Here is a 23979-nt window from a genome sequence, read left to right as displayed (position 1 = left end):
GCCCTCTCGGCAGGGACGGCGGCCGGACGAGAGGGCTCGGTGCCCGAAGGGCGGGTGGCGGAGGTCAGCCGAGGTCGAAGGCCCCACGGCGGACATCGGAGACGAAGGTCGACCACGAACCCGGAGCGAAGCTGAGGGTCGGGCCGTGCGGGTCCTTGGAGTCGCGTACGGCCACCTCGTCGACGACGGGAGAGGCTACTTCCACGCAGGCACCATTTCCCGCCGAGTACGAGGATTTCACCCACATACTCGTCTTTCCTTGCTGAATGGACACTTTTGCTCCGATACGTTTTGTTGATGAGATGCACCCCGTTTGGAGGCGAGACCGACGTTACTCGTCAACATCGTCGGGAAAGCCGGTTGTTCACTCGACCGGATGGCATATTCCATTGGCCCCTTCCGCGCCGTGGTGCGGAGGTGTAGGGTCCGGTCTTTTGGCGTCCACTCAGCGCGCGGTTCAGCTCGCGGTTCAGCTCTCTTCGCGTTCCTCCTCGCGCCGGCTCGCGTGGTCCCGCGCCACCTCCGTGATGAACTGACGGCTCTGGTCCGCGTTCAGCGCCTGGGCCCGCAGATGCTCGTACATCATGCTGTAGCTCTGCACATCGGTGTGCTTCTCCAGATACAGGTCGCTGGTCACGCCCTCCAGGTAGACGACGCTGGTGTCCGACTCGTCCGAGAACTCGAGGATGGTGAACTGCCCGCTCATCCCCGGATGGGAGCCCATGCCGAACGGCAGCGCCTGCACCGTCACATGCGGCTCGTGGCTCATCCGCACCAGATAGTCCAGCTGATCGCTCATGACCTTCGGGCTGCCGACCACCCGGCGCATCGCCGCCTCGTCCACGACCGCCCACAGCCGGAGCGGTGTGACCGGGTCGGTGATCCGCTCCTGCCGCCTGAGGCGGACCTGGACCCGCTGGGCGATCTGCTCCTGCGGGGCCTCCGGCAGTGCGCCGCTGATCACCGCCTCGGCGTATTCCGGGGTCTGCAACAGGCCCGGGAGCACCTGCGGTTCATAGACCCGCAGCGATGCCGCGTCGGTCTCGAATCCGATGTAGACGCTGTACGGGACGTCGCCGAAGGCGTTCCACCAGCCCTGCTGGCGGGATTCCTTGGCCATTTGCATAAGGGAATCGACGAGTGCCTTGTCCTCGACCTTGTAGGTGCGGCACAGGTCGCGTACGTCGCGCTGGCTGATGCTGCGGCGGCCGTTCTCCAGTCTGCTGATCTTCGACTGGGAGACCATCAGCTCCTCGGCCACCTCCTCCGCCGTCATCCCCTTCTCCTGGCGGAGCCTGCGGAGTTCCTGGCCCAATCGGCGTCGCCTGACCGTGGGGCCGACGTTCGATGTCACGGGACGTGCACCTCCGGCTTCGTACTGCTGATTCATGCTGTTCAGCAGCCTGCCACTACCGGTCCGCGCCGCGCTGGGAAATGGCCGCACAGGGTGCCTCTCGGGGCACACCCGACGCGCGCGGCAGGCACGGCCAACGATGCGCGCGGCTCGCGTCGGCCTCGGGCCGCCCGGGCGGCCGCCCGAGGCTTGGTAAGAACGAGCGCGCGGGGCGGCGGGCCGGCCGTCCTCGGAGGACAGGCCGACCCACCGCCCCGCGCGCGTCAGCGGCTCCCGAACCGGGTCGGTGGGGACTGTGTGGTGCGGTCGGTCGGGTGGAGCGGGTGTGCGCCGGGCTCAGCGCGCTCCGACGCGGGCCATGCTCCCGCGGCGGGACGGCTGGGCCGGAACGCCGGACGCGGGCACGGAGGGCCGCGCTCCCGGCTGGCGGCCTCCTGGGGCCGGTGCGCGCCGTGGCTGCGCCGCGACACCGTTCTGCACGTCCATGACGGCGTGCGCCACGAGTCCGCCCATGGGGTCGTGCCTGATCAGATCCCGGAGCCTGGAGCGCGAGGAGCGCCCCTCGTTCCCGGGATACAGGTGCTTGCCGAGCCCGACCGCATGGGCCAGGGCGGCGAGCGCCGCGGTCCGCGGGTCCGGCGGCACGCCGGTGCGGATCGCGCTGTCCAGCCGGGCCCTGATCTCCCGGCTGATGGCCGTCTCCGTCGCCTGGTAGCGAGTCGTCGGCAGTACCCCGCACATCTGGCCCTCCACGGCACTGACCATGCCGCAGCGCTCCAGGTGCGTGAGATACGTCTGGCGCAGCCCCAGCCGGGGCCCGCCGATCCAGTGGACCGCGCGGACCGGGCTGCCGCGACGGCGCAGCAGCTCCAGCGCGGAGTCCAGTGTCGGATCTCCGGTCGGCCGTGGCAGCACCACGGCGATACGATCCCCGTCTGGGGCTATCCGTCCGGCCAGAGCCAGCTCTACTAGCTGGGCTCCGGCAAGACCGAGGTCGAGCGACTGCGGCTGCGCCGTGGTTCCCGTGGTCGGGTCCAAGGCGAGCAGCAGAAGCTCCTCCGGAATTGTTCTGCGGCTCCTGCCCATCCATGCCTCCCCGCGTGGATGAATGACAGGGTGACCCCTCTCACATTGGTCTGTCGAGAGTGCCTGAGGGATTTGATATGGAACCGATAGGTATGTCTTTCTCGTCTATCGGGTGGGCGCCCTGTTGAAGGCGCTCCGTCAGGGTGCCGTGGCGCGGCAGCACTCGGGGCACACGGGACACTGGTAGTTGGTTGGGGCGGCGGGACGTGAAGCCGGAAGGCGGCTCGCGTCCCGTAAAAGGTATTACAAGGAGGCATCGGTGGCGGGCGAGTCCCCCGACAAGTCGGAGCAGCGGAAGTCGTCGGGGGAGACGACTCGCGGTGAGCGCGACCCACGGCTCGCGGTCTTCCATGAAGGGGAGGCCGAGGGCGGCAAATCGGCGGTCGCCGTCGCGGACGAGGAGCCGGAGGCGGCGGCCGAAGCGGAACGGGAAGCGGAACCCGCTGTTCGCGAAAGCGAATCCAGTGATTCCGGTGAAACCGGCAAATCCGTCGACGACGCACAATCTGCGGACGAATCGGATGAAAAGGCGGCTGAGGGGTCGGCCGGGGAGTCGGCCGAGGGGTCCGGCGAGTCGGATGAGGGGGCGTCGGGCGAGCCGGTGGACCGGCGTACGGCGGTGTTCCGCACGCTGAAGCGCACGCCCGACGACGGCGAGGCGGCCGACGAGAAGGTCTCGCCGGAGTCCGAGTCGGGCGGCGAGGACTCGGATGCGCCCGTCGATCGACCCACGGCGGCTTTCGGGCTGCTGCGGCACAAGGAAGCTCCCCGGTGGGCCCAAAAGGCCGACAAGGTGGATGAAGCGGATAAGGCCGACAAGCCGGACGAAGGTGGCGAGAAGGGCGACGAGCCTGCCGTCGGTACGGGCATCGACCGGCCGACCGCCGTCTTCAAGACCCTCAAGACCCCTGCCAAGGAAGAGCCCGCCGCAGACAAGCCTGACGCAGGCAAGCCCGCCGACGGCAAGGCGGCCGAAGCGAAGCCCGCTCATGTCAAGGCTGACGCCAAGGCCGCCGAAAAGCCCGCCGACAAGCCCGAGCCCGGCAAGCCCGACGAGAAGGACGGGAAGAAGGCCCCCGGCGCCGAGCGCCCAGAGAGGGGGCACCTCCCAGCGGTAGCTGGGGGAGACAACGAGCGCACCAGCCGCTTCGTACCCCTGAGATCGGCCGACGCCCCGCCCACCCGGCCCCCGGCGCGCCCCTCCGCGCAGCCCGCGCTGCCGGAGTCCGAGCGGACGAAGCAGCAGCCGCTGCCCGAGTCGGAGCGGACGAAGCAGCAGCCGCTGCCGCCGCTCGATCTGCTGGCGCAGCTGACCAACACCCCGCCCCCGCCGGAGACCCCGCTGCGGACCGCTGTGCGGCGGGTCAAGATCTGGACGCCGCTCGCGGTGCTCCTCATCATCATCCTCGGCGTGGTGCAGTCGGTGCGTCCGCTGCCGGACCCCGAGCTGAAGGTGGCCGACGCCACATACACCTTCGACGGCGCCAAGATGTCGCTCCCCTGGCCGGAGCAGGGGCAGTCCGCGGTCGAGGTGGAGGGGCTGGGCAGCCTGGGCACCTCCGGGGCGCAGAAGCAGGTGCCGATCGCCAGTGTCACCAAGGTGATGACGGCGTACGTCGTCCTCAAGGGGCACCCGCTCAAGGCGGACGAGGAGGGCCCGACGATCAAGATCGACGCCCAGGCGGGCAAGGAGTCGGGGTCCGAGGACGAGTCGCGGGTCGAGGTGGACGAGGGCCAGACGTACAACGAGCTCCAGATGCTCCAGATGCTGCTCATTCCGTCCGGGAACAACATCGCCCGGCAGCTGGCCCGCTGGGACTCGGGGTCGGAGGCGGCGTTCGTGAAGAAGATGAACGACGCCGCCAAGGACCTGGGCATGAAGAACACCGTCTACACCGACCCCAGCGGCTTCAAGGCGACCACCAAGAGCACCGCGTCCGACCAGCTCAAGCTGGCCAGGGCGGTGATGAAGAGCGAGGCGTTCCGGTCGGTCGTGGCGACGCCCAACATCAGCGTTCCCGGCCTCAAGACTCCTGGCAGCAAGATCTACAACAACAACAATCTGCTGGTGAAGCCCGGTGTGGTCGGCATCAAGACCGGTTCGAGCACCCCGGCCGGCGGTGCGCTGATGTGGGGCGCGGAGAAGACCATCGACGGCAACAAGCGGCTGATCCTCGGCGTCGTCCTGGAGCAGCGGGCGCCCGGCATCCTGCAGAACAGCCTGGATCTGGTGCAGACCAACAGCTACAAGCTCATCACGGCGGTGCAGGACGGCCTCACCTCCGCCACGGTGGCGAAGAAGGGCGAGGTCGTCGGCCACGTCGACGACGGCCTGGGCGGCACGACCCCGGTCGTCGCGACCAAGGACGTGACGGCCGTCGGCTGGGGTGGCCTCGAGGTGGAGCTGGAGCTGATCGACGGCGGCAAGGTCGTGCCGCATACGGCCAAGGCGGGCACGGTTGTCGGCCAGCTGGCCGTAGGCAGCGGCTCGGCCCAGGTGAAGGTGCCGGTCGCGCTGCAGAGCGATCTGTCCGAGCCGTCGTTCGGCTCCAAGCTGGTCCGTATCGTCTGATCCGGCGGGAGACACACCGCCTGGTGCGGTGGCCCGGCGCCCGGCGCGTCGGGTCACCGATCGGCCGTATGTAGCAAGTTGTCCACAGCACCCCCGACCGCCCGCCCTGAAGGCCTTTTGGGGCCCTTCGCGTGCTAGCGTCGCCTGCGCCTCCGGTCCCGGTCCTCCCATAACGAACCGGGGGGAACCGGTACAGGGTTGAAGGAACATGGGGGCAGACCTCGGGGAAGACGGGGAGAGCCGCAGTGACCACCGTGGATCCGACACGGGCCGAAAACAGCGGGAGTTCCGAGGAGAACACCGCGGCGCGAATAAGACTGCCTACGCAGCGTTGGTCCACTGAGGGCCCGGACGCCGCGGAGGGCGTAAGCCCCGCCGAGGAGGCGGGCGGGCCGGCGGGCGCCGACCCGGCTGAGGGCGCGGGTACGGCGGCGCTCACGCACAGCGCCGAGCAGCAGGAGCAGGCCGAGCAGCCAGAACAGGGCGAGCAGGCCGAGCAGGGGCAGGGGGAGCAGACGGTCGGCTGGGCGCTGCGCGCCTGGCGCTTCCTGCGCCACCCCGTGCCCGCCGCCCTGGTCGTCGCCGGAGTGCTGCACATCCTGTGGGTGGCGCTGCTGGCGAACAGCGGTGGCGACCTGGCCGCGCAGGACGCATGGGCGGAGTTCGCCCTGCAGCACCCCGACTCGGCGTACAACCTCGCCTGGTACGGCGGGATGCACACGGTCTCGTACAGCGTCATCTCGCCCTATCTGATGGCCGTCCTCGGCGTCCGCACCACGATGATGATCGCGGGGACGCTGTCCGCCGGGCTGCTCGCGCTGCTGCTGGTGCGCAGCCGGGTGGTGCGGCGGCCGCTGTGGCCGGCCCTGTACGGCACGTTCGCGCTGGTCTGCAACGCGATCTCGGGCCGGGTGACGTTCGGGCTCGGCGCGATGTTCGGCCTCGCCGCCGTGGCGGTCATCTTCGCGTGGCCCACCAAGTGGCGGTCCCGGTTCTGGCACCACAAGATCGCGCGGGCGCTGCTGGCCGCCCTGCTGTCCGCGCTCGCGACCATGTCCAGCCCGGTGGCCGGGCTGTTCGTCGGGATCGTGGCCGCCGCGCTGTGGCTGACCCGGCGCCATCCGGCCTCGTACGCGCTCGGCATCACGCCGGTGATCGTGGTCGGGCTGTCCTCCTACTTCTTCCCGTTCTCCGGCGAGCAGCCGATGACCTGGCCGTCGATGATTCTGCCGGGCATCGTCGGCCTCGGGGTCTTCCTGTTCGCGCCGCGCGGCTGGCGGACCGTCCGGGTGGGCGGGGCGCTGTACACGATCGGGGTGGTGCTGACCTGGCTGATCCCCTCCCAGATCGGCACCAACATCTCCCGCCTGAGCATGATCTTCGGTGGGGTGGTGCTGATCGCCGCGCTGACCAACCGCCGGATGCCGCCGCGCGAGAAGTGGCTCACCACGGGCGTGGGGCGGACGTGGACGGCGCTCGTGCTGTCTCTGGTGACGGTCACGGTGTGGCAGGGCGTGAAGACGGGCGACGACGTCATCCACACCACCCCGTCGGCGTCCTGGGCGCGCGAGCTGGCGCCGCTGGTCCACCACCTGAAGCAGGTGAAGGCCAACCGGGGCCGGGTCGAGGTGGTGCCGGTGCGCAGCCACCGCGAGTCCTCGGCGCTCCCCCAGTACGTCAACCTGGCCCGGGGCTGGACCCGGCAGGCGGACATGGAGCGCAACCCGCTCTTCTACCAGGACACGCTCAGCGCGGCCGACTACCACGCCTGGCTCAAGCGCATGGCCGTGCACTATGTGGTGCTGCCGGCCGACGAGCCGGACCACGCCGCGCGGCTGGAGGCCGAGCTCATCTCCAAGGGCCTGCCGTATCTGCGCGAGGTGTGGGGTGACGACAACTGGAAGCTGTACGAGGTCAAGGACCCCACCCCGATCGCCGACCCGCCGGCGACGGTGGAGCGGGCCGACGCGGACAAGCTGATACTGAAGGTGCGCGCCAAGGGCCCGGTGCTCATCCGCATCCCGTACTCGCCGTGGCTGGGCCTGGTGGACGCCAAGGGCCACCGCATCAAGGCGCCGGAGGCGGATGAGGACGGCAGGCTGCCGGTCAACCGCAAGGGCTGCCTGACCAAGCAGGTCTTCGAGCCGAGCAAGGAGGGGGAGCCGGAGGACGAGTGGACTGTGCTGCACGCTCCGCACGCCGGCACCTACCGGATAGCGGGCAAGTACGACCTGCCGCGCGGCACGCCCTGCCCGGACGAGATGGCTCCGTAGCCCCGTAGAGCGAACAGCCTGACAAAGCCGAGAAAACCGAGAGGGCCGGCCCGGGAGTCCCCGGGCCGGCCTTCTCAGTGGCATACCGTCGACGGCCAGGGCTGGTCCGGTCCCCGGTCCCGGCCCTGGCTGTGCTCCGTGCTCTGGTGGACCTTCTCCAGGCTGCCCAGCAGCCCGCCGAGCCGCTGCTGCCGCTCCGCGCCCGGATAGCTGAGGAACTGCAGTACGGCGCGCTGGAAGGCGAGCCGCATCCGCGGCGGCATGGCGTCGGACGCGTCCAGGCACAGCGAGGAGGACTTGAGCGTCCGGGCGATCGACTGGGCGACCTTGTCGTTCCCCTGGACGGACACGGGCACCTTGCTGTTGGCGGAGAACGGCCTGGCGGAGCCGGGAGGGGTGTGCTCGGCCCAGGTCCGCTGCCCCTCGACCTGGGCGAGGTAGCGCATGAGCTCAAGCGCCTGCTCGGTGTGGCCGGTGTTCTTGAACAGCGCGGCGAAGTCCCCGGACACCTCATGCGCCCCGGACACCTCATGCGCCGGGGAGGGCGAGCCGGACAGCCTGAGCAGATCGGCGGAGTAGACGAATCTGGCCCGGTGGGGGCCGGGGTAGCTGCCGCGGATGAAGGAGCCCTGGTGTTCCAGCGCGCACGACGGGCGCTTCGCGAACAGCTTCTTCCCCGCCGCCCGGAAGTCGGTGCGCAGCGCGGTCTTCGCGGCCGTGCCCGAGAACTCCTCGCCCCAGGTCCGCCACGCCTCGGCGATGCGTGGATCGTCCCAGGCCAGCTCGCCCTCGGCCCACTGCTCATAGACCTGCTTGCCCTGCTGCCGCAGCAGGATGTCCTCGATCCAGTCCGTGCCGGGCCAGCCGGAGGTGGCGCCGTCGCCCATGCCCACGCACCACTGGCGGCTGTCGGCGGCCAGGGTGGAGAGGTCCCCGGAGCCGTGGCGCGCGCTGTCGTACCAGACGATGCCCTTGAGGTCGGCCTTCACGGCGACGCCGTAGATCGGCCCGGTCTCGGTCAGCCGGGGTGTCCACAGGGGGTTGTACTCGCTCAGGGGGACCACCTCGTCGAGCGCGGCCAGATAGTCCTGCTCGGCGTAGGCGGTCAGCTCCCCCGAGCTCGGCAGCACGGCGATATCGGGCGGGGTGCCGGACCGTACGTCGGAGAGCAGCACCTCGCGCAGCGCGGTGGTGCCCTGGTACTCGACGCGGATGTGGTGCTTCTTGGTGAAGGCGTCCAGCACCTGGCGGAAGGCGTCCTCCTCGGGGCCGGTCCAGGAGGCGAGCACGCGAATCGTGCCGCCGGACTGCTGGGCGCCCGCGTCGCCCGTGCCCAGGGCGCACAGGAGCACCAGCCACAGGCCGAGCACCGCGGCGGTGACGTTCCGGGGGCGGGTGGTGGTGCTCATCGGGCCCGGAACCGGTACTCGTCGATACGCGGCTGGAGCCCGACGAACACGAGCGCGGCGAGGAGCGCGCCACCCATCGGTATCCACACCACGGCGCCGGTGCGCCAGTGGGTCTCCTCCATCTTGGTGCTCACCCTCTTGTTGGTGGTGTCCGGGGCCCTGCCGATGTTCGGCTGGCGCAGGCTGGTGCGGGCCTGGGAGAGCCGGTCCTGCGTCTGGTAGGTGAAGACGGCCAGGGTCGGCACCGCGAGCAGCAACAGCCCGGTGGCCACGAGCAGGCTGGGGTTGAACCGGCGGCGGAAGCGGTGGCGCAGAAAGCGCTGGGTGCGCACCAGCAGCACGGCCAGCGCGAAATACGCCGCCGGGACCAGCGCCCACCAGGCGAGCGACAGCAGCCAGCCGAAGGAGGTCTGCTGGTCGAGCAGGCGGAGCTGCTTGCCCTGCACCTTCACCAGCCGGGCGAGGATGTCGCTGTCGCCGTCCCGCACCCTCTTGGGCGAGCCGTCGCCGCCCCGCAGCATCGTTTCGGCGTAGCCGAGGTAGGCGTCGCGGAGGTCCGCGTTGTCGCGGTTGACGTACGCCTGCTGGACGAGGTCGCCGTAGGAGGAGACCAGGCCGGTGATGGTGAGCAGCGACTGGCGGGCCGGGGTGCCCGCGGTGGTCGACTTGAGGGCCTGGGCCAGGGCCTGGGTGGCCGTCGAGAGCGCGGTGCGGTAGTCCTCGCCCAGGCCCTCGATATCGCCGGTGTCGCCGGTGAGGCTGCTCTCCGCGGACTCGTACGAATCGTTCAGGGCCACCTCGGCCGCGGCCACCTGGAGGATCGCGGGGGCGGATTCGTCCCGTACGGCCTGGGCGTTGCGGCTGACGCCGTAGTACGCGGTGAACAGCGCGGCCGAGGCGGCTGCCGAGAGCGCCAGCAGCGTCACCAGACGGCGGATCAGAAAGGCGCGGGTGCCGGTCATACCGCACCGGCCGGGGTGCCGGGGCCGCCGGGGTGCAGGGTCGTGTCGCACTGCTGGCAGAAGGTGGCCGTGGCCGGGGCCATGCGCCCGCAGTTGGGGCATTCGAGGTCGGGTCCTGGCGGCATGGCGGACATGGCGGGGGCGGTGGGCACGGCGGGGGCGAGGGGGTCGGCGGCGCCCGGGCCCGGGCCGCGGAAGCGGCTGCTCTCCTCGGACAGCACCATCGCCGAGTTCAGATCGAGCGGCCGGATCCGCTCGCGCAGCCGCACCTCGCCCGCCGCGGCGTCCACGATGTCGACCAGCCCGCGCAGCCGGTCCAGCATCTTCTCGTTGCCCAGCTCATGCGCGAGCCGGACCGCCCGGCCCCAGTGCGTCAGGGCCTGCCGCGGCTCGCCCGCCACATACGCGTCGTAGGCCGCGGTGACGGCGAGGCCGAGGGCATCGTCCGCGCCGTAGTGGGCGAGCCGGGGGTGGATACGGGACGACAGCAGCGGGTCGTCCGTCCAGCGGACCAGGACGGACTCCGCGGCGGGCAGCCGGATGTCGGCCGCGCCGGCTCCTGACCGGTCGTCCTTTGCCGGGCCGCCCGCTGAGGCACTGTCCGCTGACGCCCCGTCCAGCGCCAGCTCCACCCAGGCGAGCTCGATCTCCTCGTCCTGTGCGTCGCCCTCCGGGTCGGCGGTCACACATACCTGGTACTCGCGCACCTCGTCGCCCCACGGGCCGCTGCGCCACTCCCAGGTGCGCGGGTCGGGCCGGGCGCCCTCGTCGGTCAGGTCCACCCGGGTCGGGTACACCTGCTTGACCATGCCGACCGCGCCGCCCGCGCGGGTCCGGATCCGGATCCGCAGCGCGGCCAGCGCCCTGGCCATCGAGCCGCGCGTCAGCGCCTCGAACTCGGCCGGCAGGTCGGAGTGGTCGAGGACCGCGTCGGCCCGGCCGCGCAGCCGCCGCACGATCTCCTTGAGCTCGGTGGCGTCCCAGCCGTCGCCGATGCCGCGCGCGTCGCAGGTGAAGGACGGGGCGCAGGCGTCGAGCACCCGCGCCAGATCGCCGGGGTCCTCGTGCTCGTTCTTGCCGTCGGTCAGCAGCAGGGTGTGCCGCAGCGCGGTGGGCTGCTCGGAGTGGAGGCGGCGGGCGAGATCGAGCCAGGTGCCGATCGCGGTGCCGCCCAGCGCGGCGAGCTTCATCGCGGCGCGCGAGGCGGCGGCCTTGGTGTCGGGCCCGGCGACCGCCATGCCGCCGGTGGGCGGATAGACGACCTCGGCCCGCTCGGTGCCCTGGACGACCGCGAAACGTGTGCCCTTGCGCAGGGCGGAGACGGCGGCGACGGTGGCCTTGCGGGCCGCCATGATCTTTGTCGGGGGCCAGGCCATCGACCCCGAGCAGTCGATGACGATGACCTCGGAAGCCGCGGCGCGGGCCGCGGCCGGGCCCAGGCCCCGGGCCTCGACCCTGACGATGGCGTGCATCTCGGCGCGGCCCGCGGCGGCCGGAAGGTACTCGTTCTGGTCCACGCGCAGGGTGATGGCGGCGCCGCGGCCTTCGTCCGCGCCGCCGTCCCCTGTCGCCTGATCGGCGGTCGCCCGATGCGCGGTCGCCTGATGCGCGGTCGCCCGATCCGTTCCCGCGGTGTCCTCTGTACCTGCTGTGTCCTCTGTGTCCCGTGTGCCCTCGCTCATCCGATCCCCCTGTCAGACGCGGGTCATGGGCCTGACGGCGTTGGCCCGGTCGACCAGCACCTCCACGGCCTCGGGGCTGTCCGCCTGCTGGGCCAGGGCCCGCAGGGTTTCTTCGAGCTTGGCGCGCACCGTGGACTCCTCGTCGTACTCTCCGAGCAGCGCCCCGGCCTCGTCCTTGTTCCCGAACCGGAGCACCCAGTCGAGGGCGGTCTCCCACACCTCGGCGGTCAGCCGCTCGCGGGCGTGGCCCGAGGACCGTCCGTCGTCCAGATACAGCCGCGGCAGCCGGGTCAGCACCTCCGCGAAGTCCGCCTCGGTCGGCAGCCCGTCCGGGTGGCCCAGCCGGCCGGCCAGCACCCGCACCGTGGCGATCTGGGCGGCGTCGTGGTGGCGCGAGACCTTCGGCACCTCGCTGAGGACGTCGACCGACCCGGTGCGGTCGCCCGCGGCCAGCCGCAGCCGGGCCAGGCCGAAGGCGGCGCTGCCCTGGGAGCGGTTGCGCTGCCAGACCGCCTGGTAGAACCGCTCGGCGGCGCCGTGGTCGGCCAGGTGCTCGGCGCAGTACCCGAGGGCGAGCTTGGGCGCGTACTCCCCGGGCAGCGCCCCGTACACCGCGTCGAACTCCCGCCGGGCCTCGGCCACCGCGTCCTCGGCGAGCCGCACCAGCGCGCGGTGCCAGTTCAGCCGCCAGTCGTACGGCGCCCGGTCCCCGCCGATGATCCGCTCGGCGGCCTTCACCTGGGCCTTCGCCTCGTCGACCGCGTCGAGTTCGAGATGGGCGCGGCAGATGCGGAACCGTATCTCGGCGGACTCATGCGGAAAGGCCCGCAACTGCTCGATCAGCCGCCGCGGGCCGCTGTCGGTCGGGGTGTTGAGCAGCGCCGCGCCCGGGTCCTTGGCGTCGGGGAACGGCACCGGCAGCCCGGTCGGCACCCGCTTCGGGGCGGGCCGCCCGTCCGCGAGCACCGGACGGGCCTCCCCGGTCAGCCAGCGCTCCAGACCAGGGATCCGGCCGAGCCCGGAGTCGAGCAGGGCCGCGGTCGGGGCGAACAGCGTGGACGGCTCGGGCTGCTCCCGCTCCAGCCGCAGCGAATGGATCTCGCGGAGCACCCCGCGCAGCTGCTCTGCCATCTCGCGGGCGGAGCCGAACCGCTGCCGCGGGTCATAGGCCGTCGCGCGGGCCAGGAGCCTGTCGTACGACTCGCGGCCGAGGCCCGGCGGCCGCTGGGCGGCCCGGCTGACCTTGTCGGAGAGGTTCTTCAGGGTCTTCCCGACGCCGTAGAGGTCATGGAGCTCGGTGGGGAGGGCGCCGCGATGGACCACCTCGGGGGCGGCGAACTTCTCGGTGATGACGGGGTGGCCGTCCCGCTGCCCCAGCTGGCGGACCGCGCCGAGGTCGATCACCTTGACCCGGCCCTCGTGGTGCATGACATTGCTCGGCTTGAGGTCGCAGTAGACCAGCTTCTCGCCGTGCAGATACTCCAGCGCGTCGAGGGCCAGGGCGCCGTAGGTGAGGATGTGCTGGTAGACGCGCGGTCCGTCGAAGTGCCGATCGGCGCGGGCGATGTAGTCCCCGATCGTCGAGAGGGTCACCCCGGCGACGAACTCCATCACGATGTAGCCCTGCGGCCGGCCGCTGCCGCGGGCCGGGTGGCGCACATAGTTGATGATGCTGACGATGCCCGGGTGGTCGAGCATGGTCAGATAGCGGCGCTCCTCGATGGCCGCGCGCTGCGCCGTCTCGTCATCGTCGTTGATCAGCCCCTTGATGGCGACGGGCTGGCGGTCCAGCTGGGTGTCCTCGGCGAGATAGACCCAGCCCAGACCCCCGTACGCCACGCCGCCGACCACCTCGTACTGGCCGCCCAGCAGATCCCCGGGCCGCAGCTGCGGGGTGAAGTCGAAGGGGTGGCGGCAGCGGTGGCAGACCCCGGTCCACAGCGCGGGCTGCCCGGCGTATGCCGCGCCCACGGTCTCGTCGCAGCCCGCGCAGGGCTGTCCCTGCGGGGGTGGCTGGGGATTGTCGATGACCAGGTCGCGGAGGGAGGGGAGTTCGACGCGCGGCAGATCCAGCAGGCCGTCGCCCGGGGGCCGGACGGTGAACTTCCGGGCCACGGCGCGCCGTCGTGCGCGGGCCGCGGTGGCGGTGGACTCGGACTCCAGGATGGCGGAGGCGGAGGCGGACGCGTGCGCGGGGATGGCGGACGCGGACGCGGGTGCGTCGGGGGAGGGGTGGCCGGCGGCCCGGCCCCGGGCCTTGCGGCCACACTCCGAGCAGAAGCCGCGGACGTTGATCCGGCCGCGGCCGGTACCGGGGCAGTCGGGCCGGTCGCAGACCGCCGCCCCGCCGCTCGTCCCGTCCGTCATCCCTCTTCCTCCCCGTCTCTGCCCGTGTCTGCCTGTCTGCCTGTGTCTTCGCGGTTCACGGCCGGATCTCGTTGACGGCGCGGACGAACCGGTCGACCGCCTCCTGCGCGGCCGGCACGTCGTACGGCACCGAACGCAGCAGGTCGAACGCCGCGCGCTGGAGCGGGATCAGCTCGGGGAGCTCGGCCGCGCCCATGGCGCCCAGCCGCACGGCGTACGGAGCCAGCAGGTTCCGCAGCTCCGGGATGCGCTTCAGCTGTTCGTCGGCCGCGCACAGCGCCGCCTCGGCGTGCCGCAGGACCGTGGCCACCGAATGCTCGAAGACGGCCAGCTTGGCGATGATGTGGTGGGTGTGCAGCCCGGGGTCGTCGCGCAGTCTGAGCAGATTGATGCGCAGCGCCGAGGCATTGCGGGTGTACGGCGGGTTCAGGGAGGGGGAGAGCAGCGCGCGCCGCTCGGCCGCCTCGCGCTCGCGGCCCTCCGCGCGGGTCACCTGCCCGGTCAGCTCGTCCAGCCATGCGTCGATCCGCGCCCGGTCCGGGCGGAACAGCCGCTCGGCCAGGTGTAGACCGGGCGCCTGCCCATCGCGGAAGACCAGCATCAGCCGGCTGCCCTGGTCAGCGAGGAGCTTCATGAAACGGACCAGGGCCTCGGGGTCATGGGCCCGGTCGACGCTCACGGCCACGATGGTCAGCGGCACCGCGTTGGCCCGGATGCGGCTGAGCGGCGAGGTGTCACCGAGCGACTTGAGGTCCATCCGGTCGGCGACCCGCTTGGCCACATCGGTGTCGGTGCGGCCGGTGACGTCGATGGCCAGATCCAGGCTGCCGATGGGCGGCACCGTATCGCGCGGTGCGGTGGACACCGCCTCCTCGGCGCCGTCCCCGGACAGCTCGCGGTCCGCGAGCGTCACGGCCCGGCTGAGCGCCCCGTTCCGGTCGCTGTCGTCGTCCTCGATCACGACCGTCTCGACGTCCGCGATCCCCTCCCGTCCGGCCAGGCTCTCCCGCCGCAGCCACAGGGCCAGCCGCTGGGCGAAGCCGATGTCCTGGACGCCGTCGGTGAGCGGGGAGACCAGCCGCGGGTCCACCCCGGCCTCGCCGCCCACCCAGCGGGCGACCTGAGGCAGATGCCGGACGATGGTCTCGACGGGGATCATGTACGAAAAGCGGCGGCGCTCGGCGCTCGGCACGCTGTCGGAGTCGTCGTAGCGGCTGACCACCATGCCGATGACATGGTGGGTCTGCTCGTCCTCGACCCCGGCGCCGCTGAAGCCGTAGCGCACCACGTCACCGGGCGTTTCCGGGTTGACCTGCACCCACTCCGCGCGCGGCCCCGCGGCGCCCGCGAGGCTGCCCAGGAACCACATGCCGTCGTCGTTGCCGTCGGGGAAGCCGCACATCCGCACCGGCCGCCGGGACACCGGGGGCAGCCGGAACAGGGGCGCGGCGTGCTCGGCGGGCTGGGGGCGGCTCAGCCTCAGCAGCGCCACATCGCCGCAGCTGTCGGCGCGCTGCGGCACCCAGCAGCCCGGGGCGACGCGCGCGCTGACGGGCTCGGCGTCGGGCACGCCGACCAGGTCGACCCGCACTTCCGTGGCCGGAAGCGGCCGTCCGTCCTCGGGGATCACATGAGCGCAGGTCAACACCGTCTCGCTGCCCAGAAGGATTCCCGCGCCCAGAACGTCGCCCGTCGTACTATGGATCCGAACCCGCCAAGTCCCGTCACGGGCGGGCGCATTGGCGGTATTGCCGTTTTCCGCCCCCATGCGGCCCGAGCATACGCCCGAGACGTACGGAATTGACTGCTCCCCTCCCAAAATCCTGAAGGGAGGGGATTCCTGGCTCAGGCTGCCTCCGGGAGCAGCGCTCCCGGAGGTCTTATGCCCTCGGCACCAGCCGGGTTCAGACCTGCCCGGTGGAGCATCACGTGGGCGGAGTTCTTGTCTCTGGGGGAGGCGGCTCCGCATACGGTGCAGGTGTAGGTGCGCTCGGACAGTGGCAGTGCGTGCTTGGTTCTCGCTCCGCACGATGCGCAGTCCATGGTGGTGTGCGCGGGATGCACAAGGCGGATGTCCCGCCCGTGCTTGCGGCCCATTTCGATCAGGGCCTTCTTCGTGGCGCCGATCGCGGCGTCCGCCGCCTTGCGCGCCATCGAGGACCTGGCGAGGAACTTCGCCTTGAAGTCCTCCACCGCGACGGCGTCGTGGTCGGTCACAACCTTCGTCGCCCACTTGCGGCCCGTGTCCTGCCGCTGCCGGGCGATCTTCGCGTAGGCCTCCGCCCGCCACTTCTTCGTCTCGCGGTAGCCCCTCGATGCGGCCTGCCCCTTCTTCGGTCTGCGGCGGGCCGTCATCCGGTCGTACCGGGTCAGCCTGGCCTGGGCCCTGCGCCCGTGCTCCGGATGCGGGAGGTCATGGACGTTCGAGGTGGTGGTCGCGGTCTCCCTCACACCCCAGTCCACACCCAGCACGCGGCCGGTCTTCGGCAACGGCCGCACCTGGGTGGGGACCACGAACGAGCAGTACCAGTGCCCGACACTGTCCTGGTACACGCGCACCGAGGAGGGCGCGGCGGGCAGGTCCCGCGACCACACCACCGTCAGCACGATCCCGCCCGCCAGGCGCAGTCGATCGTCCTTCAGCCGGAACCCGCGCCGGGTGTAGTTCAAGGTCGGAGCGGCCTCGCGCTTCTTCTTCCACTTGGGCATACCGGCCCGCTGCCGCTGAGGCAGACGTTCCCGGATGTCCTTGTGCGCCTTGGCGCGGGACTTGCCGAAGTCCCTTATCAGCTGCTGCTGCGGAACGCTGGAGCCCTCGCGCAGCCACGGCGTACGCTCACGCGCCTCGGTCAGCATCTTGTCGAGCTGGGCCGGGCCACAGGTCCGCTTCTGGCCCGTGGTCTTGTTGTGCAGGTGGGTGGCCTTGGACTTGGCGACGCACTCGTTCCAGATCCACCGGCACCGGTCCCACTCCGCCAGCGGCGCCGTGCGGGCGGTCGACGACACGCGAAGCCGGTACGTGTACCGGGCGTGCCCGGACTCGTCGGCTTCACTTGGCGTCATCATGCCGCCAACGTAGCGTCATCGTTCGTTTCTCACTCAGGATCCTGGCAGACCTACACGAACGGGTGGCTGCTCAAGCTGCTGCGGACCGGCGGTCCCTCAACTCCGAGATCATCCCGTTCATCTACACCGCGGCTCCCGGCATCTGACTGGTGCCGGGGCCGGAACCAGGGTCCGAACCGGGGCCCGGGGCGGGGCCGGTGCGGCGGTCCCGCCCCGGGCCCAGCGGGCGGTCCCCGGACGGCCGGGACCACCACACGCCCTCACCGCGCGTGAGCCCCGGCAGCCACCGCTTCACCCCGTGCACCTCCCGGGCCGGGATCCGGCCTTCGAGCAGCCAGACCGGCACCCCGCCCGCCGTCTCCTCGACGGCGGTGATGTCGGCCTCGGCCGCGGTGAGTTGGCCGGTGACCGGGGCCAGCGCGTCGTGCGGGATCTCCAGCTCGAAGGTGTGGCAGGGTTCGTACACCCGCGTCCCCGCGGCGCGCAGTGCGCGCTCCAGCACCACTGGGGTCAGCTCGCGGAAGTCACGCGCCGTGCTGAGCGGGCTGGAGAAGCCCGAGCGGATGAGGGTGACGAGGCAGTCGGTCACCGGCCGGCCGTCGTGGCCCTGGAGGAGGGTGTCGTGCACGGTCTCCTCGATGGCGTGGTGGAACGCGCGGGGCAGCGCGCCCAGTTCGGTCTCGTACCGGAAGATCACCCCGGAGCCGGTCCGTGCGGGCTCGACGCGCAGCCCGATGGTGGCCCAGAGCCCGCTGTGATGGCGCCGGGCCATCTCCTCGCACGCCTCGCCGACGCGCACGGGCCGCTCGACGTGGACCGGCCGGCTCGGCTCGAAGTCGGCCTCGATGCCGAAGTCCCGGGCGAGCGTCGCCGCGATGATCTCCTTCTGGACCTCGCCGTACAGCAGCACCGAGGTGGCGCCGCCGGGCAGGGCGCGGGCGTGGATCAGCGGGTCCTGTTCGGCCAGGCTCAGCAGCGCGGCGTGCAGCCGTGCGGCGGGGCCCGGACCGGGCTCGCGCGCGCGGACGACCGTGCTCAGGCTGGGCGCGGCGAAGTGTGGCTGGTCCGGCGGCGGATGCCCGGGGCCGCTGCCGCTTTCGGCGCTTGGGTTGGTGCTGGTGTTGCCGTTGGCGTTGGCGTCGGCGTCGGTCCCACCGAGCCGGTCGCCGACCCGTACCTCGGGCAGGCCGCGCACCTTGCCGATGTCCCCGGCGGTCAGCCGCCCGGCGTCCGACTGCGCGCCGGTCCGGCCGACGACATCGAGCGAGGTGATCTGGCCGCTGTATTCGACGAGCGTGCCGCCCGGCCCGCGGCGGTGGAGCGTCACCTTCTGCCGTACGGCCAACTCGCCCGCGAACAGCCGCAGATACGCGGTCTTCCCGCCGGTCCCGCCCCGGCGCTCGACGGCGAAGACCGTCCCGTACGGGGCCGCTTCCGCGCCGACGGGCGCGGGCGGCAGCAGACGCGCCATCCCGCGGGCGAGCGCGCCGACTCCCTGGCCGCTCAGCGCCGAGCCGAAGAACACCGGGTGGACACGGCAGTCCGCCGTGCCACCGGCCAGCGCGGCCCGCAGTTCGGCGGGCGTGGGCGGGGGCCCGTCCAGGACACGGGCGAGCAGCGCGTCGTCGGTGTCGGCCAGCGCCTCGGCCACCCGGCCGCGGAAGTCCGCGTCGTCGAGCGACCGGGGCACGGCGCGGGCGTGCCGCGTGCCCAGGTCCCGTACGGCCGTCAGCGCGACGACGTGCGGGGCCAGCTTGTGCCGGATGTCCGCCAGCAGCCCCTCGTCGCGGGCGCCCGGGCGGTCGATCTTGTTGACGAAGAGCAGGGTCGGCAGCCGCAGCCGCCGCAGGGTCTTCATCAGCACCCGGGTCTGCGCCTGGACGCCCTCCACCGCGGACAGCACCAGGACCGCGCCGTCCAGCACCCCGAGGGCGCGTTCGACCTCGGCGATGAAGTCCGAGTGGCCGGGCGTGTCGATCAGGTTGATCTGAGCCGGCCCCACGGTGAAGGAGGCGACCGCCGAGCGCACGGTGATGCCGCGCTCGCGCTCGATGTCGCCCGTGTCGGTCTGGGTGGTGCCGCTGTCGACGCTGCCGAGGCGGTCGATGGCGCCGTGGTCGAAGAGCAGGCGTTCGGTGAGACTGGTCTTACCGGCGTCGACGTGCGCCAGGATGCCGATGTTCAGGGTGCGCGATGTGCGCGGGGTGTGCGACGTGGGCATGCGTGCTGAAGTCCTCGAGAACTGTCGTCCGGTGGGGGCGCTGAGTAGTTCCGAGGAATCGGCGCATCGCATGCTCCTGACTGGTCGTCGGACGGACTGCGCCATCCTGTCAGCGCATGCGGCACGGTCAAGCGAATTACGGCCGTACGGGGTCGCGAGGCGGCTGCGCGAGGTGGCGGACGATCCGGCGCACCTGCTCGGTGTAGCGCTCGCGGAACTCCGGCGAGTCCGGCTCGACGCCGAAGAGCTGCCGTACGAGGTGCGGCAGCGCGGTGGGCGCCGAGACCATGCTGATGAACAGCAGCAGCGCGGCGGCCGGATCGAGGTCGTCGGCCAGTTCGCCGTCCGCCTGGCGGCGGCGCAGCCCGGAGAGGTCTTCGGGGTCCTGCTCGACCACACCGCCGGTGAGGCCGTGCCAGATGTTGAGGCGGGTGGACCGGGGGTCGGCGAAGGCCAAGTCGAGGTAGCGCACGATGAGCTCGTCGAGGGGGAGGGCCGGGTCGGCGATGGTCTCCTCGCGCCGCAGCCACTGCTGGTGCAGCTCGCGGTAGAGCCCTTCCTTGCCACCGAAGTAGTAGCTGATCAGCTGCTTGTTCAGGCCGGCGCGGTCCGCGATGTCCTGGACGCGGGCGCCCGCGAATCCCTTCTCGGCGAACTCGTCCATCGCGGCGTCCAGCAGCAGCCGCCGGGAGCGCTCGGGGTCGAGCTTGCGCTCCGTCGGCGCGGGGGCGCGGCGGGTCTTCTTCGGCGGTGCCTGCGGCGCTTTCTCCTTCACCTGATCAGGCTATCCGCAGCTCTCTCCGACTTCACCCATCTATTTGTTTGACAAGTTCATCCGGATGGATGAATCGTGGGTCCCGTCAAGCCCAACGAGACGGCAGAACTAAGGGGAGAACGTCATGATCGTGGTGACCGGAGCCACCGGAAACGTCGGCAGGCATGTGGTGGACGAGCTGGTCGCGGCGGGTGCGGAGGTCCGCGCGCTGACCCGCGACCCCGAGGCGGCGCGGCTGCCCGAGGGGGTCCAGGCGGCGCGGACCGCGGACCTTCCCCTGGAGGGCGCCACGGCGGTCTTCCTCAACCCGGCGGTGGTGTGGGGGCAGGGCGCGGGCGAGCTGCTGTGCAAGGCCGAGCAGGCGGGGGTGCGGCGTATCGTCACGCTCTCCTCCTCGGCCGTGCTGTTCGCCGGCCCGGGCAATCCCATCGGCAACCACCACCATGAGCTGGAGACCGAGATCGAGGCATCGGGGCTGGCCTGGACGCACGTCCGGCCGGGCGCCTTCGCCTCGAACGCGCTGCAGTGGGCGGAACAGCTCGGCAAGGGCGATGTGGTCCACGGCCCGTACGCCCAGGCCCACACGGCACCCATCCACGAGGCCGACATCGCGGCCGTCGCCGCCCGCGCCCTGCTCAGCGACGACCACACCGGCCAGGCGCCGGTGCTGTCGGGGCCGCAGTCGCTGACCTTCGCGGAGCAGGTGACCATCATCGGCGAGGCCCTGGGGCGGCCGCTGCGGTACGAGGAGATCCCGCCGGAGGCGGCCCGGGAGGCGATGGCCGGCGGCGGCGTGCCGGCGGACATCGCGGACTCGCTACTGCGGATGTTCGCGGGGGCCGTCGACCGCCCGGCCGAGATCTCCCCGGAGGTGGAGCGGATCACGGGGCGGCCGGGGCGTACGTTCGCGCAGTGGGCGAGCGACCACACGGCCGCGTTCAGCTGACGTTCAGCTGGGGCCGCGGATCGGGAGCGGTCGGGCCGCTGTCAGGAGGCCGTCCGTCCGCCCGCCCGTCTGCCGGTGGCCTGCTTCTTGGCGGGGGCCTTCTTGGCCGCGGCCTTCTTCGCCGTGGTCTTCGCGGCGCCTGTCTTCGCGCCGGCCTTCTCGGTGCCCTTCTTCTTCGTCGCGGCGGCCTTCTTCGCGGGCGCCGCGGCCTTCTTGCGCGCCGGCAGCGGGTGGACCGTGGCCTCCGCCTCTTCCTCGGCCTCCCCGGCTTCCCCGGCTTCCCCGGCCTCCTCGCCCCGGGCCGCGCGGGCGCTGCGCACGCTGTCCCGCAGCGCCGCCATCAGGTCGACGACCTGGGCCCCGGCCGGGGCCTCACCGGGCTCGGCGGTGGGTGTGGCGCCGGCCATCTTGGCCGCCACGAGGGCGTCCAGCGCCTCCTGGTACTCGTCGTGCAGCTGGGTCAGATCCACCTCGCCGAGCGTGTTCATCAAGGTGTCGGCGAGGTCGAGCTCCGCCTTCCGTACCGTCACCTTCTCCTTGGGCGCCACGCCGACCGGGTTGCGCACCTCGTCGGGCCACAGCAGCCGGTGCATCGCGATGGCGTCGCCCACCACGCGCAGCATGCCCAGACGCTCCCGGCCGCGGTGGGCGTATTTGGTGATGGCGACCTTCTCGCTGCGCTTGAGCGCTTCGCGCAGCAGGGCGTACGGCTTGGCGGCCGCGGGGCCGTTCGCGCCGAGGTAATAGGCGTCGCCCATCTGGAGGGGGTCGATGTCCGCCGCCGAGACGAACGCCTGGATCTCCAGGGCGCGGGTCGTGGGCAGCGGTAGGTGGGCCAGGTCCTCGTCGGTGATCGGGATCAGCGTGCCGTCGGCGTCCTCGTATGCCTTGCCGATCTCGTCCGCGTCGATCTGCTTGTCCTCGAGCTCGCAGACCTTGCGGTAGCGGATCCGGCCGCCGTCCTTGGTGTGCACCTGCCGGAAGGAGACGGAGTGGTCCTCGGTCGCCGGATACATCTTGATCGGGATGCTGACCAGGCCGAAGGAAATGATCCCATTCCAGATGGATCGCATGCTTTTGATCCCTTTCGTGAGATTCTTATCGTATGTCCCCGATCGCGGAGGTGGAGGGGCGGCGCATCGCGCTCAGTAACCTCGAGAAGGTGCTCTATCCGGCCACGGGCACCACCAAGGGAGAGCTGCTGCACTACCTGGCGGCCGTCGCCGGCCCGCTTCTGCGCCATCTGCGCGGCCGGCCGCTGGCGTTCCTCCGCTTCCCGGACGGCCCCGACGGCCAGACGTTCTTCACCAAGAACCCGCCCCCGGGCACACCCGACTGGGTGGCGACGGCCGAGGTGCCCCGCCACGAGGGGGAGACCTCCCGTCAGATCCTCGTCCAGGACCTCGCCTCGCTGATGTGGGCCGGAAACCTGGTTGTCGAATTCCACGCCCCCATGTGGCGCGCCGATCGCGCCGCCGGCCTCGCCGACCGCCTCGTCTTCGACCTCGACCCGGGCCCGCCCGCCACGATCGTGCACTGCTGCGCCGTCGCCGAATGGCTGCGCGAGCGGCTGCACGCCGACGGCCTGTCCGCGTACGCCAAGACCAGCGGCTCCAAGGGGCTGCATCTGCTGATCCCGGTGGAGCCGACCCCCTCCCCGGAGACCACCGGCTACGCCAGAAAGCTCGCCCTGGAGGCCACGGCCGCCGTGCCCGGCCTGGTGACCTCCAAAATGACCCGCTCGCAGCGGCCCGGGAAGGTGTTCGTCGACTTCAGCCAGAACGCCGCCGCGAAGACCACCGCCGCCCCCTACACCGCCCGCGCGCGCCGCGAGCCGACCGTCTCCACGCCCATCACCTGGGGCGAGGTCGAGGGGTGCGAGGACCCCGCGCAGCTGGTCTTCCGGATCGACGACATCACGCCCCGGCTGGACCGGCACGGGGATCTGCTGGAGCCCCTTCTGGACCCGGAGCTGGCCCGCCCGCTGCCCGCGGGGGAAACGCCGTGAAAGCCACGACCGGGCCGGGCGCGGCGGGAGGGCCAAGCGCAGCCGTGCCTGCCGCCGGGGCCGCGCGGCCCGCTGGGGCCGTGCCGGTGCCCGGAGCCGCGCCGACGCCCAGGGCCGTGCCGGTGCCCGGGGCCGTGCCGGTGCCCGGAGCCGCGCCGATGCCGTGGGTCCGGCCGGCCTCCGGGGCCGCGCCGCCCGCCGGAGCCATGCCGCCCGCCGCAGCCGCGCCGCAGCCCGCAGCCGCGCCCACCGGAGCCCCGTGGTGATCCCGCGCTGGAGCCCGCCCTCGCGGATGCCGCTGCTGCCGCCCGTGGAGGTCGCGCTGGCCCGCCCCGTCCACGCCTTTCCCGACCCGGCGGGGAAGCGCCTGGCGTACGAGCCGAAGTTCGACGGCCACCGCGTACTGATCTTCCGTACGGAGGACGACGTCCTGCTGCAGGCCCGCTCCGGGCGCATCGTCACCACGGCGTTCCCCGATCTGCGGGCCGCCGCGGAACGGCTCCCGGCCGGGACGGTCCTGGACGGCGAGGTCGTCGTGTGGACCGGCGGCCGTACGGACTTCGCCGCCGTCCAGAAGCGCGCGGCGGCCACCCGCGCCCGTGCCGCCCGGCTCGCCCGCGAACTCCCCGCCTCCTACGCCGCCTTCGACCTGCTTGCCGCCGGGGGCGAGGACCTGCGCCCCCTGGCGTACGAGCGGCGCCGCGCCCGGCTCGTCGCGCTGCTGGAGCCGTACGGGCCGCCGCTGCAGCCCGTCCCCATGACCACCGACCCCGAGCTCGCCGCCACCTGGTACGACACCCTTCCGGCCAGCGGCGTCGAAGGCCTGGTGATCAAGAGCCTCGGCCAGCCCTACCGCGCGGGCCGCCACTGGTGGAAGCTGCGCCACTCCGAGACGCGGGAGGCCGTGGTGGTCGGCGTCGTCGGCCCCCGCTACCACCCGCGCTCGCTCGCGCTGGTGCTGCCGGGCGCCGACGACCCGGTGGTCTCCACCCCGCTCTCCCCGGCCGTACGTGCCCAGATCACGGCCGCGCTGCGCGGCCTGCCCGCCCCCGCGGAGCCTCCCGGGACCGAGCCCGCCCTCACCGCCATGGACATGGTCGGCACCGAGATCTCGTACCGGCCGGTGGTCCCGGAGCTGACGGTCGAGGTACGGCGGGACAGCACCGCCCGCCACGCGGCGACCACGGTGGTGCGGCTGCGCGCGCCGGAGTAGCCGGGATGTGTGGTGGCTTTGGGGGCCCCCCCCCCCCCGAGAGGG

17 protein-coding genes are annotated in these 23979 nt (G+C 72.0%); 5 read left to right on the top strand and 12 right to left on the bottom strand.

What is annotated here, in order from left to right:
* Positions 1-64 precede the first annotated feature (64 nt).
* The 3 genes from ACFV2X_RS30995 to ACFV2X_RS30985 form a co-directional block, all read right to left on the bottom strand.
* Complete coding sequence (locus ACFV2X_RS30995; protein WP_385622728.1) at positions 65-274, bottom strand: DUF397 domain-containing protein; 210 nt, start codon at positions 272-274, stop codon at positions 65-67.
* Between the two features lie 195 nt (positions 275-469).
* Positions 470-1354, bottom strand: a complete 885-nt coding sequence (locus tag ACFV2X_RS30990) for a helix-turn-helix domain-containing protein (protein ID WP_385622726.1) — start codon at positions 1352-1354, stop codon at positions 470-472.
* Between the two features lie 336 nt (positions 1355-1690).
* Complete coding sequence (locus tag ACFV2X_RS30985) at positions 1691-2440, bottom strand: GPP34 family phosphoprotein (RefSeq protein WP_385622724.1); 750 nt, start codon at positions 2438-2440, stop codon at positions 1691-1693.
* A 259-nt stretch (positions 2441-2699) separates the two neighbouring features.
* Between ACFV2X_RS30985 and ACFV2X_RS30980 the strand changes: the two genes are divergently transcribed.
* On the top strand, positions 2700-5012 hold the full coding sequence (locus ACFV2X_RS30980) for a D-alanyl-D-alanine carboxypeptidase (protein ID WP_385622722.1): 2313 nt from the start codon (positions 2700-2702) through the stop codon (positions 5010-5012).
* Positions 5013-5257: 245 nt separating this feature from the next.
* Positions 5258-7285 carry an MFS transporter gene (locus tag ACFV2X_RS30975; protein ID WP_385622720.1) on the top strand — a complete coding sequence of 676 codons (2028 nt, stop codon included), beginning with the start codon at positions 5258-5260 and terminating at the stop codon, positions 7283-7285.
* Between the two features lie 74 nt (positions 7286-7359).
* Here ACFV2X_RS30975 and ACFV2X_RS30970 read toward each other — a convergent pair whose 3' ends face one another.
* The 8 genes from ACFV2X_RS30970 to ACFV2X_RS30935 all read right to left on the bottom strand — a co-directional run bounded on the left by ACFV2X_RS30970 (position 7360) and on the right by ACFV2X_RS30935 (position 19767).
* Positions 7360-8694, bottom strand: coding sequence for an ABC transporter substrate-binding protein (locus tag ACFV2X_RS30970; protein WP_385622717.1), 1335 nt, complete (start codon positions 8692-8694; stop codon positions 7360-7362).
* Entirely contained in the window at positions 8691-9656 is a 966-nt protein-coding gene (locus ACFV2X_RS30965; protein WP_385622715.1) for a hypothetical protein, read from the bottom strand. The genes ACFV2X_RS30970 and ACFV2X_RS30965 overlap by 4 nt, the downstream gene beginning before the upstream one ends.
* A complete protein-coding gene (locus tag ACFV2X_RS30960) occupies positions 9653-11338 on the bottom strand; it encodes a VWA domain-containing protein (protein ID WP_385622713.1) in 1686 nt (561 codons plus the stop codon). Before ACFV2X_RS30960 ends, ACFV2X_RS30965 begins: the two co-directional genes overlap by 4 nt.
* A gap of 12 nt (positions 11339-11350) precedes the next feature.
* A complete protein-coding gene (locus ACFV2X_RS30955; protein WP_385622711.1) occupies positions 11351-13705 on the bottom strand; it encodes a tetratricopeptide repeat protein in 2355 nt (784 codons plus the stop codon).
* Positions 13706-13760: 55 nt separating this feature from the next.
* Positions 13761-15473 (bottom strand): serine protease, encoded by a 1713-nt coding sequence (locus tag ACFV2X_RS30950; protein WP_385622709.1) that lies wholly within the window; start codon positions 15471-15473, stop codon positions 13761-13763.
* A gap of 77 nt (positions 15474-15550) precedes the next feature.
* The gene (locus ACFV2X_RS30945) at positions 15551-16768 is read right to left on the bottom strand and encodes an RNA-guided endonuclease InsQ/TnpB family protein (protein WP_385622912.1); all 1218 of its coding nucleotides are present in this window, start codon (positions 16766-16768) and stop codon (positions 15551-15553) included.
* Between the two features lie 124 nt (positions 16769-16892).
* Complete coding sequence (locus ACFV2X_RS30940) at positions 16893-18992, bottom strand: GTP-binding protein (RefSeq protein WP_385622707.1); 2100 nt, start codon at positions 18990-18992, stop codon at positions 16893-16895.
* Between the two features lie 136 nt (positions 18993-19128).
* The gene (locus ACFV2X_RS30935; RefSeq protein WP_385622705.1) at positions 19129-19767 is read right to left on the bottom strand and encodes a TetR/AcrR family transcriptional regulator; all 639 of its coding nucleotides are present in this window, start codon (positions 19765-19767) and stop codon (positions 19129-19131) included.
* A gap of 124 nt (positions 19768-19891) precedes the next feature.
* Between ACFV2X_RS30935 and ACFV2X_RS30930 the strand changes: the two genes are divergently transcribed.
* Positions 19892-20713: an NAD(P)H-binding protein gene (locus ACFV2X_RS30930; protein WP_385622703.1), complete on the top strand. Its 822-nt coding sequence runs from the start codon at positions 19892-19894 to the stop codon at positions 20711-20713.
* Positions 20714-20754: 41 nt separating this feature from the next.
* Here ACFV2X_RS30930 and ACFV2X_RS30925 read toward each other — a convergent pair whose 3' ends face one another.
* On the bottom strand, positions 20755-21786 hold the full coding sequence (locus ACFV2X_RS30925; protein WP_385622701.1) for a Ku protein: 1032 nt from the start codon (positions 21784-21786) through the stop codon (positions 20755-20757).
* Between the two features lie 32 nt (positions 21787-21818).
* Between ACFV2X_RS30925 and ligD the strand changes: the two genes are divergently transcribed.
* Both ligD and ACFV2X_RS30915 read left to right on the top strand, forming a co-directional pair.
* Positions 21819-22721 carry a non-homologous end-joining DNA ligase gene (gene ligD, locus ACFV2X_RS30920; protein WP_385622699.1) on the top strand — a complete coding sequence of 301 codons (903 nt, stop codon included), beginning with the start codon at positions 21819-21821 and terminating at the stop codon, positions 22719-22721.
* Between the two features lie 292 nt (positions 22722-23013).
* Positions 23014-23934, top strand: coding sequence for an ATP-dependent DNA ligase (locus tag ACFV2X_RS30915; RefSeq protein WP_385622909.1), 921 nt, complete (start codon positions 23014-23016; stop codon positions 23932-23934).
* Positions 23935-23979: the final 45 nt, after the last annotated feature.

The sequence above is a fragment of the Streptomyces sp. NPDC059679 genome (assembly GCF_042734105.1).
Lineage (GTDB): Bacteria > Actinomycetota > Actinomycetes > Streptomycetales > Streptomycetaceae > Streptomyces.
This window is presented reverse-complemented; position numbering and strand designations above follow the sequence as displayed.

What these genes read in the sequence shown, in the direction of transcription:
- ACFV2X_RS30985 (WP_385622724.1), bottom strand. Translation starts at nt 2,440, where the DNA reads ATGGGCAGGAGCCGCAGAACAATTCCGGAGGAGCTTCTGCTGCTCGCC.
- ACFV2X_RS30970 (WP_385622717.1), bottom strand. Translation starts at nt 8,694, where the DNA reads ATGAGCACCACCACCCGCCCCCGGAACGTCACCGCCGCGGTGCTCGGC.
- ACFV2X_RS30965 (WP_385622715.1), bottom strand. Translation starts at nt 9,656, where the DNA reads ATGACCGGCACCCGCGCCTTTCTGATCCGCCGTCTGGTGACGCTGCTG.
- ACFV2X_RS30960 (WP_385622713.1), bottom strand. Translation starts at nt 11,338, where the DNA reads ATGAGCGAGGGCACACGGGACACAGAGGACACAGCAGGTACAGAGGAC.
- ACFV2X_RS30955 (WP_385622711.1), bottom strand. Translation starts at nt 13,705, where the DNA reads ATGACGGACGGGACGAGCGGCGGGGCGGCGGTCTGCGACCGGCCCGAC.
- ACFV2X_RS30950 (WP_385622709.1), bottom strand. Translation starts at nt 15,473, where the DNA reads ATGGGGGCGGAAAACGGCAATACCGCCAATGCGCCCGCCCGTGACGGG.
- ACFV2X_RS30945 (WP_385622912.1), bottom strand. Translation starts at nt 16,768, where the DNA reads ATGACGCCAAGTGAAGCCGACGAGTCCGGGCACGCCCGGTACACGTAC.
- ACFV2X_RS30940 (WP_385622707.1), bottom strand. Translation starts at nt 18,992, where the DNA reads ATGCCCACGTCGCACACCCCGCGCACATCGCGCACCCTGAACATCGGC.
- ACFV2X_RS30930 (WP_385622703.1), top strand. Translation starts at nt 19,892, where the DNA reads ATGATCGTGGTGACCGGAGCCACCGGAAACGTCGGCAGGCATGTGGTG.
- ACFV2X_RS30925 (WP_385622701.1), bottom strand. Translation starts at nt 21,786, where the DNA reads ATGCGATCCATCTGGAATGGGATCATTTCCTTCGGCCTGGTCAGCATC.
- ligD (WP_385622699.1), top strand. Translation starts at nt 21,819, where the DNA reads ATGTCCCCGATCGCGGAGGTGGAGGGGCGGCGCATCGCGCTCAGTAAC.
- ACFV2X_RS30915 (WP_385622909.1), top strand. Translation starts at nt 23,014, where the DNA reads ATGCCGCTGCTGCCGCCCGTGGAGGTCGCGCTGGCCCGCCCCGTCCAC.